Origin of the sequence: Scytonema hofmannii PCC 7110 (assembly GCF_000346485.2) — a bacterium.
Lineage (GTDB): Bacteria > Cyanobacteriota > Cyanobacteriia > Cyanobacteriales > Nostocaceae > Scytonema > Scytonema hofmannii.
In genome coordinates this window covers 1148907-1165041 of the sequence record NZ_KQ976354.1, presented here as the reverse complement: position 1 = coordinate 1165041, position 16135 = coordinate 1148907, and the positions used below count along the sequence as shown (strand labels likewise).

Below are 16135 nucleotides of genomic sequence, written 5' to 3'. Positions count from 1 at the left end.
GCTTCGCCCTGCCAAAATTTCGTCTCTGTTTCCATCATAGGGTGCTGGCATCGTCTTGTCGAGGTTTATTGGAAACCTAGGTAATGGTTTTTTACAGATCTTGCATCTAAATAATCTAATATAGAGATTCGCAGAGAATCTTCTGGGTTAATGAACTTTTCTACCTGTGTTATAGTTTATCGCAGACTGGAATATCTTTTGGTTAATCTGGACGACTGGTGAGGCTGGCAAAAATAGCTACCAACTCGACTGGTTCAAAAGGCTCAGCAATATGTACTTGATATCCTTCGGAAATTGCTCGTCCACGATCTGAGTCACTCCTCGTTAGCGCAATTGCTGGAGTTTGTCTTCTTTGTACTGTCTCAAGACTTCTCATTTGCTGAATAAGTGCATAACTATCCTCGCCTAGTCTTCCAATGTCAACAATCATTGCATCTGGTTGCATTTGCTGTATTGTTGTTAAAGCAGCAGTGACATTCCTAACAGCTAGAACTTTTGCAGCACGTTCTTCTATCACACATTGGAGATGATCGCAAACTGATGTTTCACTAGAGACGATGAGAATGCGTAAGCCTTGCAATCGCAAGTAGCCAAACTGGTATCCTGGTTTATGAGTTTTTCCCCAGGTACACATTAACTCCGTAATAGGGCGCACGCTTTCGCCATATGGAGTCAGTGAATATTCTACGCGAGGAGGGACTTCACGATAGGTTTCGCGACGAATCAATCCATCTCTTTCGAGTTCTCTCAATTGCTCAGTTAAAACCTTCTGAGTGATTCTTGGAATTAACTGTTTCAATTCTCCAAACCGCTTTGCGTCTCGTCTCAGCCACCACAAGATAACACATTTCCACTTACCGCCAATCACGTCAAGCGTCACTTCAACTGGGCAGTTATACTCTGTCTTTGGCATACTCACAATTCCATTAGTATCTATTTGGTAACTATTGATGGCTCGTGCTATTCCTTATTTCAAGATACAGCCACGCTTAGGAGAAAAATTTTTCAACAAAGGGCTACGAAATTTTATCTCAAAAAAGGTTTGATAATTCAGAGGAGATTATGAGTTTTCTACAAAACAAAGTAGTTATCATCACAGGTGCTAGTAGCGGTATTGGTGCAGCGATTGCTAAAGAACTCGATGCTTTAGGTATGAAACTAGTGCTGAGTGCGCGATCGCAAGATAAGCTCGATCAACTGGCTGCATCACTGAACAATGCTAGTGTTCTTGCAGGAGCCATCACAGATGTAGATATGCCCCAAAAACTGGTGAATTTCGCACTTCAAACTTTTGGTCAACTCGATGTGGTTCTGAATAACGCAGGTGGGATGACTGTCGGTTCCATTGAAGAAGTAGACATTGAGGCTATTTGTCAAATGGTTCGTTTAAACGTTGAATCTGTTTATAGGATGGCTTACATAGCGCTGCGGCACTTTAAACAAGTAGGCAGTGGCTTTCTGATTAATACATCAAGTATTTCCGGCTTGAAAACAGTACCTCGTTACGGCGCATATAATGGCACAAAGTATGCGGTTGAAGCTTTCACAGACGCTTTGCGAATGGAACTAGCAGGTACTGGCATTAAAGTGGCTGCGATCGCACCAGGGACAGTAGACACAGGGCTTTACGACCATTGGAATGCAGAAGACAAATCCTACATTAATTCTGGTGGTGCTTTGCAACCAGAAGATATTGCTCGTTGCGTCCGGTTTATCTTAGAGCAGCCAGAGCATGTTCTGATTCCTCATCTCTTGGTAGTTCCCAGAGACCAACCCGTTTAAAAGACTTATCTACAATGCTATCAAATAGACCAACCATTAGCGCTAGTGACCTCTTTGTCATGACATAGTCAAGATTTAGGTAATTGTCACAGTTAAGCAATTATTATCAAAGCGCTTGGCTGTGACATATAGCTCTTTAATTAATATGACTGGAGAAAAATATTAACAATGCTCTAAACTAAGGTGGAATTTTGGCAATCAATCCTTGAGCTTTATTTTTAATAAATAAAACTTAGAACAGACATTTTGGGGGCAATACTAAAACTCTCTTCTAGACTTCTAGACAGGATTTTGAGCGATGGATTAAGATGATGAAAAGTCAAAACCTAAAGCCGCTATTTGTCATGAGAATTAAGCGATGCGGAAGCCGCAGCAGAAATTCAACAGCTTTTGAAACAGTTGGAGCGTACTAATCCTACTGCTACTGATTCAGAGAAAGTCGCTTACGTCAATGATGAAACCACACCCAGCTTTAAACGTCGCGTAGTTAGTGCCTTACAAGCAAGTGGTGAAACAGCCATTGACGAGTTCATCTTGGAAAATAAGTATCTTAAGGTTGCAAAATCCGCTATCAAAGGTTGGTCACAACCAGGTAATTAAAACTGTGGGGCTAATTTATACGAGAACCAAGCAACCTGTTGTGCGTGTGTTAAAGGAAAAGAGTCTTAGCCTCTGCATAAGAGACGATATGTGCTTGTGTAATAATCTTCATAGTTAAAGTTCCTGAGTGTTAGTTAATTCACTCATCACTGGTCACCGATCACTGGTCACTGTTAATCGCCACCAAATTCTACTAGTTTCCCAATATTAAAATCTATTTTCGTCCAGCCTCTCAGTTGCCATAAGTTATTCAGCAATAACAAAGGGATTTGCCAGTGATGTACCGTTAAAAACGGCAATGGATCGTGCAACTTGTAGATAGCATCAGTTCCTCTGAAAATGTTCCTTACCCAATTTTGAAGCTGAGAAAAAGAACGAATTCCAGTTAACCGCCAAACTTCATGATACAACCAATATGTAGGCTTGCTGTTAGGTAATGGTTGTAAAGGTTCAGTTAAAGGCTCTGTTCCTAAATAAGCATCACTCACTTGAGGATGATTGTAAAACATTGTAATCGCCGAATGGGTTCGGGGGTTGCATTCAATTGCATAAACCTTCCCGTCATCGGTTTGGATAAAGTCAAAGGAAACTTGTCCGGTAAATCCCAGACCATTGACAAAATGCTTCACCCATGCCTGAATTTCCGGATTCTCAACATTCTCATAATTGACCTGAAAAGCTGAAGATTCCGAACAGCAATGCAGTCTTAACTCTCCATTTCGGACTGTGCTGTGAGTGCAGAATTCTTTGCCAGGAATAAACTCTTGCATAATCCAAGGCTTCTCTGGGCTGATTGGCAAACTTTTAACAAATGCTGCTGTTTCTTCAAGTGTATCGCAGGGTAGCTTAGTCAGATCCAAGCGGCGTACAGAGTCGTAGGGAATGCTTTTGAGAATGTACTTGCGAGTTTCTTGGGAAAAATCGAAATTCAAGACTTGCTCTGGATTTGTAATCTTGAATGATTTGGGAACTGATAAACCTAGATCTCGTGCTTTCTCACTAAAAGCAAATTTATCATCCAGCATTTTCGTCACATCCGCATCGAAGTGCAAGACTTCGCAATAGGGCGATAGTGCTGGTTTGGCTAAAGAGTCGTAGTAACTAGCAACTGGGCTGGTGACAGGAACATAAACATCGATATTTTCTCGTTTAACGATGTCTATTAGAGTTTGAATATATGCCTCTGGATCGTACTGTGGAGTGGGAGTGGTGTAAAAGCGAGAAACGGCATTAGAAAATCGGTGTCCTGATAACCAGTACTTGTGGGTTTCTATGAGAACGACTCTGTGTCCTGCAGCACCAAAGGAACGCGCAAGCTGCAAGGCTTTTGTCATTTTGCCACCGCTAATGAGGATATTTTTAGAGCGTGCAACTGTTGTTTGTTGGGTACTGAAAAGACGAGTTAAGCTATTCCAAACTAAGGAAATTACAACAATAACTGCATTAACAGGTAGCGCTAACAAGAGCAATGTTAAAGTACCTAAGTTCTGGAACAGGGCAATAAAACGTGCTTTTACAGAAATTGGTGGTGTTGCGGGTACTGGGGAAGAAAAAGAAATGGATTGTGTCATAAAGGGTTGTTGGTTAATGGTTAGTGGTTAGTGGTTAGTGGTTAGTGGTTAAAACAATCAGCCACTAACCACTAACCACTAACTAGATCCGTCTGATGATAGTTAACCCATCTCTCAATGGCAACAGGACTTGTTCCACACGCGGATCGTCAGCAACGGTACGGTTAAACTGAGCGATCGCTTCACCATTTGGAGTCCGGTTATCGGCAGAGAGATAAACTTGACCTTGTAGTAAGGTATTATCCACGCAGATAAATCCCCCAGGAACTAGCAAATCTTTTTCCAACAGGGTGTGGAAGTACTTTATATACTCCTTCTTATCAGCGTCAATAAACACAAAGTCAAAGGTTTCACCAGCTGCTGCGAGTTTTTGCAAAATGTCTAATGCACCACCCACTTCTACACGAATTTTCTCTCCATGGGGGGATGCCTGAAAAGCGGATTGGGCAAACTCAGCAGTGTATTGGTCAATTTCACAAGCAACTAGTTCTCCATCGGGTGGTAGTGCTTCTGCCATTGCTAATGCAGAATAGCCAGTGAACATACCAATTTCTAGTATCTTCTTGGCTTTGGTCATGTACACAAACATCTTGAGAGTTTGTCCTTCTACATGACCTGAAAGCATTTCCTGTTCTAGTTCCCGTACCGTAGACCCTTCATGAAAACGCTGACCCCAAGCTTCATCAGCAGTTTTCTTTGCTAACGCTGCTAAAGCAGAAGATTCATTGGTGGTACATTCTTCTAGGTAAGGGTCTAAACCAGCTGCCAAGCGCCATGCTAAGTCAAGGTCTCTAGTTAGCAGACTGGGTGGTTGCCCATCTAAGGCTTGTAAAATGGTTTCTAGCTGTTTTGCTAAAATTCCCAATGGTGTAACAGGTCTAGCGATTGGTTTTTCGGCAACTTGAGGCTGAGACATTAAGCTTCACTCCCAACGAGTTCTGGCTTATAAGAATCTGGATACATTTCTACACCCTCACCACCACGAGGATAGTTTTGGCACAGATGTTTGTGTTCGGATATAGCAGAAGCCAGTTCCTCGCGAGTTAAGTCGTTCATAAAGAAGCAATTGCCAATGGGTTTGGGCATTGCTGCTCTTAACAAACCGTCTCTTGTCAGGATAATCGATTGAGTTGCACGCCACATGAGTTCTTCATCCATGAGGGGATGATCCAAGGCGAGACCGAGACGACTCATCAAACCTAGAATGCGATCGCGTTCTTCGCTAGTAATATAACCTCGTTGTGCAGCCATTGTTGCTGATAAAGCCATGTCAATATTGACTGCATGACCGTGGAATATAGGAATGCGAGGAGCCAATTCCAAAGTCGGACTCCAAGTGTGACCGTAAGCAATAACGCGATCGAGGTCTAATTCACGGAGATTGGGAATTTCCAACTCCAACATAGTTTTGATAGCTTCATAAGTAGCCTTATGAGCTACATCTCTAATTTCTGGTTCAGCATCAACGTAACCAAAATGAGTGCGGAGTAATTCCTCACCATACTCATCCAACAAATCGAAGACCTCTTTGTTAGCAACCACAGCAATTTTCACAAGTTCCGCCATACCATTGCGGACTTGTGCTGTGGGAAGAGTTTGCAAAAACGAAAAATCCAGGAAAACTTTTTTAGAAGCGTGATAAGCACCCAAGCGATTTTTCAGCTTTTTGTGATTAACAGCTACCTTAATAGCCACACTTGCATCAATCAACCCGATGAGAGTTGTAGGAATACGAATGTAATTAGAACTCCGACGATAAGCAGAACAAGCAAAACCTGCTACATCTGTAGTCAGTCCACCGCCAATAACCAGTACGGGTTCCTTACGAACCAACCTGAAATCAGCAAAAGCATCTATAATCGTCTCAAACGATTCAATAGTTTTGTTTGGCTCAGCAATCGTAATCGGAAAAACGGTAAGGTCAATGTCGTAATACTCGAAATACTCCTGCATTTGGCTGCCATATAGCCTGTTTACATTAGTATCTACAACAGCTAGACAACGTCCAAAATCTCTATAGACTTCTGCCAACTCAGTATTTTTGATTGAGAAAACCCCATCAACATAAACCAGGCTATACTCAATCTTTTCGTAAGCTTCTACGTGAAAAGCGCTTTCAGTAGCTTCAAACTTTGTTTGTACGGTACTCATTCTTGTTGACCCTAAGTTGACAATATCCCCTAATAAAATTAGGGGACTATTCACAAGACAATTAAAATCTGCACACTATCAAACAAACCCCAAATGTACCTTTGAATAAATCACCCAAAAGATACATCCAGTGCAACAGAAAAACGGATATCAACTCTTACTTCTTCCCCAAATACGATTTCGAGCATACTTTTGTGAATTTGTAATGAATCTGCTGAGCCTTTTTGAGAGTCAAATTTGCTTATATCAGGTTACTTGCTGGCATTTTGCAGAAATCTGATATAAGAAGCAGGTTTGAGAGTAGTCTTCGGTCAGTTTTTGCTGACCTAATTAACAAAATATCATGTTTTATAATTAAAATTTAAGATGGAATGTATTTTTTCTCAGAAATCAAACAATCAAGTTTACGAAACATTAGAAGTCATATTTATTACAGCGAGTGCGAGCACCATATTATGATATGCTTAATGGTTTTCAGGCATTTTCTAAGTCTTTTTGCTTATTCGATCTCCTCTTTACTCTCCAATAGCTAGCTAGATTACCTATAAGCGTAGGGTGGACATCTCGCCCACTGACATTAAATTGTGGGCAATGCCCACTCTACAAACATCGGTAGCTTTAGAGCACCAAAGGAAGTAAGACATCAGAATACACAAAATCACACATATGTACCCTTCAAGAAAGTGGTAATTATATTTACTAGTCCTCAAAGTTAGGATCGTGCTATTGTGAAAATTGCAAAACATAAATGAGAAAAAATTTAAATTTCTTAACAATTTATTAACCATTAAGGCATTTGAAGGAAAAAGGGGGATTAAGAAAGATCGGGAAGTTTTTTTGTGCTTACCTAAATACTTATAATCACACCTCAGGCAACCTTAAGAGAGAAACCACTACATTAACTAAGTCATCTGGTGCAAATAATCATAAAGCACACGCACTCGCGAACGCTTGCAATGGACTAACTTGGTCGAAACCTCGTTTTGTAATGGGATAATAATAATTTCTTGGAGTCTACATGATAATAAATGTCTTTACCGTTTTTTACCTCTCTCCGAGGGTATAATTACAGGCAAAGGTATTAATCACGTTCAAGCTGCTTTTAACCAAGATTGAAAACCGGATTTCCCTGGACGGTTTTCCCCCAATCTTATTGCCGTTATTTTATCTAGAGTTTCGCCACAATTTAAATATGCTCTTATTTCAAAACGGCGAACTATGTTTCCATTTTCTTTTTGGTATAATAACTCTTGCTATGGTGGGGAAACTGTTTCTCGCAAAGCCCGCCTTGAAAGCAAGCTGAAATTTATGAAGACTATGCGAGATGATTTAGAAACCAAACTTGCTGGTTTAAATGCTGCTATTAGTAACGTGGAGCAGCAGTTAAATCAGGAAGACGTGACTCAAGTATAAAAATAGTTAGTGGTTAGTTGTTAGTGGTTAGTCGTGCAACTAACCACTAACCATTTAAAATTCAACACGCTGTTATGATTTCCATAGCATCAAGAGCTACATACTAACGGTTTGAGCTAATATCAATTTTCTATGCGACAGCAAGAAATGAGAGAAAAAGGTACGCAATAAGGTGGTGATGGGTTTGACCCTCCACACTGTAAAAGAGCTAATCAGTGTAAACTCAATTTTAATCTTGCTACGGATGTACCTCTAGAGAACAAGATATGATTCTTCTCAATCCACCTCAAGTTTTAGCGATCGCTGGAGAGAATGCGGCTCCCATCTCTCAATTACCAAAGGTGTGGCAAGACATTGCTACAGGAGAGGCTAGCTTTGGACTGACAAGCCGTCAGAGCTATGTTGAAATGGCGCAATTGTTCCAGTACAAGTTAGAACAGGGTGATGTTGACTTGTTTAACGAACGCCCGGAACTTGCTCGCCTCAAGCCAGCATTGACTGAGATATTTGGACAGTTAGCAAAAGAAACACTGGAATTTTACGGGCAAGACTTTAAGATTGAGAAATATCCCGATTTTTCAGAAAGCCTTCGTGAATTTGAGTCAAAAGGCTCGGAGTGGGCGAACGAACTTAAGGTTGCTCGTATTGCACAGGAACTGTTTCAAGAGTTTGGTTACGAACTTCCTGCAAGCTTTTACCAAGTTCACCTTGCGCCTATTTACAGAGATACTGTATTTGAAGAACGTGCTCTAAGATTCGATCCTCGCGATCGCGAACACAAACGTGGGTGGGATGCAGTGCTGCATGCAGGAAAAGTCTTTGCAGTGCAAATGAAAATACAAAGCATCGCTTCCAAATATGGTTTTACCTACCAGCATGGTTGCGGCTGCGAGTCTCACCTATCTTCCATTGACGAAGCACGGGGCGCATTTGAGTATGAATTGAATCCCGAAAAACGCCAACGGTGGATTCGTAGTTTTATCTGGACAGCATGGTACGAATACGCCTTTTTCCCCATAGTACCCAACACCAGATACTTGGTTTAATTTAGGGACTTCCAAATAAAAAAATATTCAACTTTTTCTTGTGGTGCGGACGTCCCGCCCGCCAACAGTCTAGAACGGGCGAGGACGCCCGTGCCACAAAATGGATAATTTATTTCTTGGAAAGTCCTTAGCTTTGGCTAGATTGAGGAGCAAATGACACCTTAAGCGTGTGTTTCCTATATCTTAAGGTAGTCTAGCACTACAGCCCTTTCCTATTTGGGAGAGGGCTTTTTGTGGGTCTCATCCTATTCCAAGACGTAATTAAACGTCTGTACAATTAGCTACATTTTTAGATGTGCTAACCCTACCATAGCTCAAGAACTGTCAGCTTAAAAACCTGCTAATAACCTAGCTTTTCTCAAAATAAATGTCAGCACCGTCTCTTGTTGGAAAATAATATCTGCTGTAACTTCCATACCTGGTTGAATGGGATATTGCTGATTTCCTTTCTCTAAATAAAGTTTCTCTGGTTCGATAGTCACTTCGTAGAAGGGCGGTATTGAGATATTGCTATTACGTTGCGGTGTAATAGTATCGGCAGTTATTGCTCTGACAGCTCCTTTGAGGGTTCCGTAATCTGGGTAAGGATAAGTAGACACCCGCATTTGAACGTTCCCCTGTTTGCAATCTGCAACTTGTGAGGCTTTACAAAGTAGAACTTTACTAATATCGTCAGCCGCAATACGGGCTTTGATCGCCAGAGGGGTGTTGCTGGGAGCAATTTGAGTGATTGCTTGTCCGGGGCGTACAACCTGACCGGCATTTCGCAGTTCTAGTTTGAGAATAGTGCCTCTCTCTGGTGTGCGAATGATAGTTTTTTCCAGGTCTTTGAGAATTTGTTGAAGTTCTTGATAGTCAAGGCTAATTTTATTTTCAATTTCAATCCGACGTTGAAGCATGCTTTCTTTTTCTTTGTTCAATCCAGCAAGAGTAGACTCACCTCTTGCTCTTTGTTGGGCAATATTTTCTTGTGCGATCGCCACTGTAGATATACTGGGATTAAGTGCAGCTTTGGCGCGTTGAAGTTTAGCTTGGCTAGCTTTGAAAGATTGTTCTTTCCCCCGGATTTGTAACAGGGAAATCGCCCCTGTTTTCCCTAGCTGTTGATATCGCTTCATTTCTTCTTTTGCAAACTCCAAAGTAGCTAAGGCTTCTTGTACTTCCGCTTGAGCGATAAGTTGTTTGTCTTGATATTCCCGTTGACTGCGACTGAGTTCAGCTTCCGCAGATGCGATCGCTCGTTGCATCGCATTTGACTCAGCCGTGATTTGAGTTTGTAGTGCCTTCATCTGGGCATTGATTTGGGCAAGTTTTAAGTAATTTTGCCGAATATTGAGCTTTATATTATTTTTTCGGGTTCGGAGTTGGGAACTGTCAATAGTGGCTATTTCTTGACCTTTGTCAACAATCTGATTTTCTTTCACCAGGATATTGTTTACGACTCCTGATGTTGCTGCTTCCACAATTCGCAATTCTCCCGCAGGTCGAACACTAGCGGCGGCTCTCACACTGATTGGGTATTGGATAATACTGGCAAGTAAAATAGCGACGCCACAACTCCCAATCAAAATCAGTCCTCCGAGGGTTACCCAACGGCTGACTGTTGGTACAAATTCGTCACTTTTAACTGTACGTAAAAACTCTGGGTGTTTTTCTCCAATCATAATTAATTAATTAATGTAAAAAACTATTGCTAAATAAATTGGACTCCTTTCTCGACAAAGCATTGGGCTGTAGTTGCAGCGCTTACCCAAACTTTTACTTTAGTAAAGTTTATCTTAAAAATTCACTATTTTATTTAGCGAATTATAACACTGAAAAATTAGTGTTATATGTAACAAAATAAAGAATCAACTTAACTTTGAGAACAGTAATTTTATTTACATTTAATACTTAATTTATCTCTTGTAATAACTAACCACTTTTTTACACAGATAGCACTTAACTACAATTTATTGGTTAGTTTCACTCAGAATACTTTAGTATAGCAATCCTAAATCATTCATGAGAAATTCACAACCACTAGGCGCGAATATAATTCGCAACTATACAAACAAAGTCCACCTAAGTGGACTTTATTAAAATAACCCACGCCCGTCTGATTTCATTTGTATAGCCGCAATTTCGCTCTCGCTAGGTTGAATAAAATTTTCCCTTAAATCCGGGCAAGAATACTAAGTATTTTCTAATAATTCAATTAAAAAAAGTAATATGTATTACAAAAAACATAAAATTACTTAAATAATTTTACTGAAGAAAGACATAGAGTAGAAGACTATTTTGCAGTCATCTACCTTAGTAACGATTTTTCTGTATTATTTTTATGATATTGGTTAATATCAGGTTTACTCAAAGTTAAAATCAAGTTAAGAGTAGGCTACTTTAGAACACTTTATTCATACTGGAGGCGTAAGATGGGTGCATTAAACCTGTTTTCTGTTGCTGAAAATTTCCTTACAGATTTATCAGCAGAAGATGAATCCACGATAACTGGTGGTGGCAAACGGGGCAAATACAACTCGTCCAAGAGTGGCAGTAAGAGTCGGAGCAAGAGTCGGAGTAAGAGTAAGAGTTAAAGCGTAAAAGCAACAGCTATAGTTGCGGGTACCAATGGTAAAGCTATTCTTTTTAATTTGTTCTCAATTCGTCACCTTTTGACGAATTACAGCAGCTATAGCCGAAAGCTTTTCAGAGCCTTTTTCAGAGGTTGTAATCGTTATTTCTTGATGAAAAGTAGGGTTTTTATCGCCATTGATGTAATCGTTCAATGGTCATAAGAACTCTACTATTCTTGCATTGTCATCAATCTGGTAGAGCGAAGCTTTAACTCAAAAAGACTTTTTTAACGTATTTGATTATAATTATTAGCTATGACATTTGTATTAAGTTCTCATAATGTTGTTAATTATTTAATTGAACATGGGCTATGCACTCAAAAAGAGCAAGCTCTTAGCAAGATTGAATCCAGAAGCTCGAAAAACTTCAATTTATTAGTCACTATTCCAAATAATCGTCATTTATTAATTAAGCAAGAGCGTTATAACAAAGAAGGAAAGACAAAAAATGAGTTTGTAAAAGAATGGAGATTTCATGAATGGTTGTCAGCTTTTCCAGAAGTAGCACATATTAGCTCATTTATATCCGAGGTAGTTCATTTCGATCCAAGTAGTTACATAATTATTTTTAACTACTTGGATAACTATTGCGATTTAGAAGATTATTACGATCAAGAACAGACTTTTCCGACATCTATTGCCTGGGAAATTGGAAAATCGCTTGCGATATTTCATAGCAAGACTTTTGAAAGCAATATTTATAAATTTTTTTTATTTTATGATAGTCAAGAACTTGAGAAAAAACCAAACTTTTTACAGGGTTTAGAAAAGCTGAAACCAGAAATTTTTGCTCGGGTTACATCTGATAATTTCAAGTTTTTTAAACTTTATCAGCGTTATGAAAGTTTTGGGGAAGCGATCGCAAAACTAAAAAACACTTATCAGCGGCGCTGTTTAATCCACAATGACTTAAAACTGAACAATATTTTACTGAACAATCAATGGCAGCAATCGCTTTCCAATATAGATGAATCAGCCAACAGTATCATACGAATCATTGATTGGGAAAGATGTACTTGGGGCGATCCTGCATTTGATTTAGGAAGAGTTATTGCCAGCTACCTAAATATATGGCTCAGTAGCTTAATTATCAGTACAGAGATTGATTTAGCAATAGCTTTGCAACTAGCCACCACTCCATTAGAGAAGATCCAACCAAGTATTAATGCACTTATACAAGGTTATTTTCAGAAATTTCCTGAAATCATAGATGCTTACCCAAATTTTTTGCTAAAAGTCATGCAATTCACTGGTATGGCATTGTTAGAAAAAATTCAAATCAGGATTCGCTATCACGAACCCTTTGGCAACAGAGGAGTTTGTATGCTTCAGGTTGCCAAGACACTATTGTGCGAACCGGAGCGATCGTTACCGATTATCTTTGGGAAGACAGCATCTGAACTAAGCGATCTTCATCCTATTAGCGCTTAAGCGCGAAATTTGCAAATGTATAATTCAATGCTGTCAAGTATTGTCACGTAGTAGGCAAGTTAAAGCTACAACAGCAAATTTTTAGACAAAATGTAACACTGATTATGCAATTACTAGGTGCTCTGCCAAATCAACTGCTAAGTCCTATTTCTGACATTGTTAGCAAGGTTCAAATTCAAGCGAATTTTTGTATTATTCATCCAGACTACAACCCATTAGAGTTGTCAGCAGAAGTAGTCGCTTCCCTGCAACAACTACCGACGGAGATCCAAAATAAGTATCTCAACTTACAACTGCGAACTTTTCTCTATGGAATTTATTATAACGGTGACTTAAAAGAGACTCTGGCAATGAGTACCAACTCAGATTCTTTAGAAAGCGAGGAAAATCTAGAGAACAATACAATCAGGGGACTAAACCGGGATTTTTACGAAGGTTTGCAAAAAAGTAATTGTGGAAAAGGCTACTTCGATCTTGGATGGCGCGTGTTGCGGCAAGAAAGCGACGATCTGCTGGCTGTACAAAAAGATAACTTGACATTGCATGTTGAGCGCGTTAGCGTAGATTACTCTCAGGAAGCTCGCTATCCGCAATTCACCCAACAATCTGCCACTGTAGGTGATATCGTTGCCATAAAGATGCCATCCAACCTGCTAGAACAGGAATTTTACGTGGCAGTTGGGGATGCAGGGTTGATGGACAGTTGTGAAGAAGAAGCGACTCAAACTGTAAATATCTATTTTAATTTTAGTTCCGAAGGTGCTCTTGCTGTGATGAAAAGCTTAACGCAGCAACTCAACGAAATGAGTATCCCCTTCACCTTTAAGGTTTTATACGATCCCGATAAATACTATCGCTACGACTGTGGAGTTCTCCAGTTTCAGCGTCACAACTACCAACTAGTTCACCAAGTCCTTCAGAGTATTTCTATAGAGAATAAATGCCATTTTCGCAATCAATTACCCCTATTCACCAAGCCTTTAACACCAGGACTGAGTTTGGCGGAAGAACCCGATTGCAAATTTGCTGCCCAAGAAGATTTTGGCATGAATCGCTGCCGAATCATTGCTAATGCGTTATTAGAAGCTTGGCACAAAGGTGACAACTCAGAACAAGGGCGAATGAACTGTATACACAAACATTTCTCCCAGTTGGGTATTGGGTTGCAACATCCTTATTTAAATGCCAACTCTGAGGACATTTATCTCCCTTTATAAAAAGCCAGTAGCACCCTTTCTTTGTATTCCTTTGACCCTCTAGAGAGGTATATAGTTAATTTTGTGTCATGAAGAAATACCAGGTTATTCGACAGTATAGTGAAGAAGATTGCGGGGCTGCTTGTGTTGCTTCCATTGCCAGATATTATGGGCGTGCCTTTACCCTCAACCGCATTCGTGAGGCAATAGGTACCGGGCAACTTGGAACTACTTTGCTAGGTTTAAGGCGCGGGACAGAAGCTATGGGCTTTTATACGCGTTCTGCTAAAGCGTCCTCTGAGTTTCTCAGCAAGCTTAAAGAGATGCCACTTCCAGCAATTATCCATTGGAAGGGCTATCACTGGGTAGTTTTGTATGGTCAGCATGGTAAAAAGTATGTTGTTGGCGATCCATCTGTAGGTATTCGTTATCTTTCCAAACAGGAGTTGAGCGAGGGTTGGAAAGATTGGGTGTTGCTATTACTACAGCCAGATCCAAATCGCTTTTTTGCACTACCTGAAGATAAAGTTAACAACTTTGGAAAATTTCTTCAAGGTATCTTGCCTTACCAAGCTATTATCGTTGAGGCTTTATTGTGTGCCCTGTTCATAGGTTTTCTTTCTTTATCTTCGCCTTTCCTCATCCAAATTCTCACCGATGATGTTTTAGTTCGGGGTGATGCTCAGCTTCTGACTGGTGTCGTACTGGCAGTCATAACAATGTACACTGTCAGAAGTAGCCTTACACTTGTAGAAAATATCCTAATTGCTAATTTTGCCCAGCGCTTTAAGTTAACGCTTATCTTAGAGTTTGGTCAACAAATTTTGCGCTTACCTTTGGATTACTATGAGTCTCGTCGAAGTGGTGAAATTGTTAGTCGATTAAGAGATATTCAACAAATTAATAGGTTGATTTCACAAGCAGTTGTTAGTTTTCCCAGTAAATTTTTTATTGCGGTTATTTGTTTTTGTATAATGCTATTTTATAGCTGGAAGTTAACGCTTGTAGCTTTTGTCATAGCTTGTATGATGACTTTATCTACGATTGTTTTTCTTCCAACACTACAGCAAAAAACTCGCAATCTTATAGTTTTAGAAGCAGAAAACCAGGGTGTATTGGTAGAAACATTTAAGGGTGCATTGACACTAAAAACAACTACTGCTGCTCCTCAATTTTGGGAAGAGTTGCAAATTAGATTTGGTCGCTTAGCTAATCTAGCATTTACTACAATTAAAATTGAGATTATTAATAAACAATTCTCAAGGTGGGTTTATGAGATTGGCGGTGCAGTTTTACTGTGGCTTGGTAGTATCCTGGTTATTAGTAAAGAATTAAGTATAGGTCAACTGCTGGCGTTCATAAGTCTGAATCGGAATCTGGTTTCTTTATTTGATTTTGTGATAGATTTTGTTGACGATTTTACTCACGTACAAACAGCAACTTCCAGACTAGCAGAAGTGATCGACTCTACACCAGAAACCCTAGGTGATGAGGAAAAAGCTTGGGTTAACATTCCCGATAATGCAGATATAGTTTGCAAGCAACTAAACTTTCATTATCCGGGCAGAGTTGAATTACTGCAAGATTTTTCCTTAACAATTCCTGGTGGTAAGGTTATTGCCCTCATTGGCGAATCAGGATGTGGTAAAAGTAGCCTAGCAAAAGTGATTGCTGGTTTATATCAAATTCAATCGGGAAATATCCGCTTTGGTATCTATAACCTGCAAGACCTTTCTTTAGAATGCTTGCGGCAACAAGTTGTGCTTGTTCCCCAAGACGCTCACTTTTGGAGTCGGTCTATTGTTGAAAACTTCCGATTAGGATATCCGAGTGTGAGTTTTGAACAAATTGTTAAAGCTTGCCAAATTGCTGAAGCAGACGACTTTATCAGCAAGCTACCCGAAAAATATCAAACCGTTTTAGGAGAGTTTGGAGTTAATCTTTCTGGTGGACAAAGGCAACGTTTAGCTATAGCACGCGCCATTGTCAACAATCCACCCGTGCTGATTTTAGATGAATCAACCGGCGGACTTGACCCTGCGAATGAAGCGCAAGTCTTAGACAAGCTGTTATTTGATAGGCAAGGGAAAACCACAATTCTAGTCAGCCATCGCCCAAGAGTTATTGAGCGTGCAGATTGGATTGTGCTGTTGGATCGGGGTACAGTCAAAATGCAAGGTTCTTTAGAAGAATTGCGTTCTCAAGCAGGTAAGCATTTAGACTTTTTAAATCCGTGATTCAGCAAGGTCATATGTAGCGGGTGAGACGCCCGTTCCACAAGACAATCACAACCGAACGCTCACAAAACTTAAAGGCTTCTTCAATTAAAT

At 40.0% G+C, this 16135-nt stretch carries 13 protein-coding genes; 8 read left to right on the top strand and 5 right to left on the bottom strand.

Annotated elements, in window-relative coordinates:
- Positions 1 to 202 precede the first annotated feature (202 nt).
- Complete coding sequence (locus WA1_RS62075; protein WP_017743127.1) at positions 203 to 913, bottom strand: winged helix-turn-helix transcriptional regulator; 711 nt, start codon at positions 911 to 913, stop codon at positions 203 to 205.
- Positions 914 to 1062: 149 nt separating this feature from the next.
- Here WA1_RS62075 and WA1_RS05090 point away from each other — a divergent pair, with 149 nt between their 5' ends.
- Together WA1_RS05090 and WA1_RS05085 are read left to right on the top strand one after the other, a co-directional pair.
- Positions 1063 to 1782 carry an SDR family oxidoreductase gene (locus WA1_RS05090; RefSeq protein WP_017743128.1) on the top strand — a complete coding sequence of 240 codons (720 nt, stop codon included), beginning with the start codon at positions 1063 to 1065 and terminating at the stop codon, positions 1780 to 1782.
- 390 nt (positions 1783 to 2172) lie between these two features.
- Complete coding sequence (locus WA1_RS05085) at positions 2173 to 2382, top strand: hypothetical protein (RefSeq protein ID WP_017743129.1); 210 nt, start codon at positions 2173 to 2175, stop codon at positions 2380 to 2382.
- A gap of 173 nt (positions 2383 to 2555) precedes the next feature.
- Here the strand turns inward: WA1_RS05085 and WA1_RS05080 are convergent, their stop codons facing one another.
- From WA1_RS05080 to WA1_RS05070, 3 genes are all read right to left on the bottom strand, one after another.
- Complete coding sequence (locus WA1_RS05080) at positions 2556 to 3953, bottom strand: ATP-grasp domain-containing protein (protein ID WP_017743130.1); 1398 nt, start codon at positions 3951 to 3953, stop codon at positions 2556 to 2558.
- An 82-nt stretch (positions 3954 to 4035) separates the two neighbouring features.
- The gene (locus WA1_RS05075) at positions 4036 to 4869 is read right to left on the bottom strand and encodes an O-methyltransferase (RefSeq protein WP_017743131.1); all 834 of its coding nucleotides are present in this window, start codon (positions 4867 to 4869) and stop codon (positions 4036 to 4038) included.
- Complete coding sequence (locus WA1_RS05070; protein ID WP_026134619.1) at positions 4869 to 6104, bottom strand: sedoheptulose 7-phosphate cyclase; 1236 nt, start codon at positions 6102 to 6104, stop codon at positions 4869 to 4871. The genes WA1_RS05075 and WA1_RS05070 overlap by 1 nt, the downstream gene beginning before the upstream one ends.
- A gap of 1218 nt (positions 6105 to 7322) precedes the next feature.
- On the opposite strand from WA1_RS05070, the gene WA1_RS05065 reads away from it, so the two are divergent.
- Both WA1_RS05065 and WA1_RS05060 read left to right on the top strand, forming a co-directional pair.
- Complete coding sequence (locus WA1_RS05065) at positions 7323 to 7517, top strand: hypothetical protein (protein WP_017743133.1); 195 nt, start codon at positions 7323 to 7325, stop codon at positions 7515 to 7517.
- Between the two features lie 266 nt (positions 7518 to 7783).
- Positions 7784 to 8563 carry a hypothetical protein gene (locus tag WA1_RS05060; protein WP_017743134.1) on the top strand — a complete coding sequence of 260 codons (780 nt, stop codon included), beginning with the start codon at positions 7784 to 7786 and terminating at the stop codon, positions 8561 to 8563.
- Positions 8564 to 8892: 329 nt separating this feature from the next.
- Here WA1_RS05060 and WA1_RS05055 read toward each other — a convergent pair whose 3' ends face one another.
- Positions 8893 to 10227, bottom strand: coding sequence for a beta-barrel domain-containing protein (locus tag WA1_RS05055; protein ID WP_017743135.1), 1335 nt, complete (start codon positions 10225 to 10227; stop codon positions 8893 to 8895).
- Between the two features lie 750 nt (positions 10228 to 10977).
- On the opposite strand from WA1_RS05055, the gene WA1_RS56615 reads away from it, so the two are divergent.
- The 4 genes from WA1_RS56615 (at position 10978) to WA1_RS05040 (ending at position 16042) form a co-directional block, all read left to right on the top strand.
- Complete coding sequence (locus WA1_RS56615) at positions 10978 to 11139, top strand: hypothetical protein (RefSeq protein WP_158516596.1); 162 nt, start codon at positions 10978 to 10980, stop codon at positions 11137 to 11139.
- A gap of 294 nt (positions 11140 to 11433) precedes the next feature.
- Positions 11434 to 12609 (top strand): phosphotransferase, encoded by a 1176-nt coding sequence (locus WA1_RS05050; protein WP_017743136.1) that lies wholly within the window; start codon positions 11434 to 11436, stop codon positions 12607 to 12609.
- A gap of 104 nt (positions 12610 to 12713) precedes the next feature.
- A complete protein-coding gene (locus tag WA1_RS05045) occupies positions 12714 to 13826 on the top strand; it encodes a T3SS effector HopA1 family protein (RefSeq protein WP_017743137.1) in 1113 nt (370 codons plus the stop codon).
- A 68-nt stretch (positions 13827 to 13894) separates the two neighbouring features.
- Positions 13895 to 16042 carry a peptidase domain-containing ABC transporter gene (locus tag WA1_RS05040; RefSeq protein WP_017743138.1) on the top strand — a complete coding sequence of 716 codons (2148 nt, stop codon included), beginning with the start codon at positions 13895 to 13897 and terminating at the stop codon, positions 16040 to 16042.
- Positions 16043 to 16135: the final 93 nt, after the last annotated feature.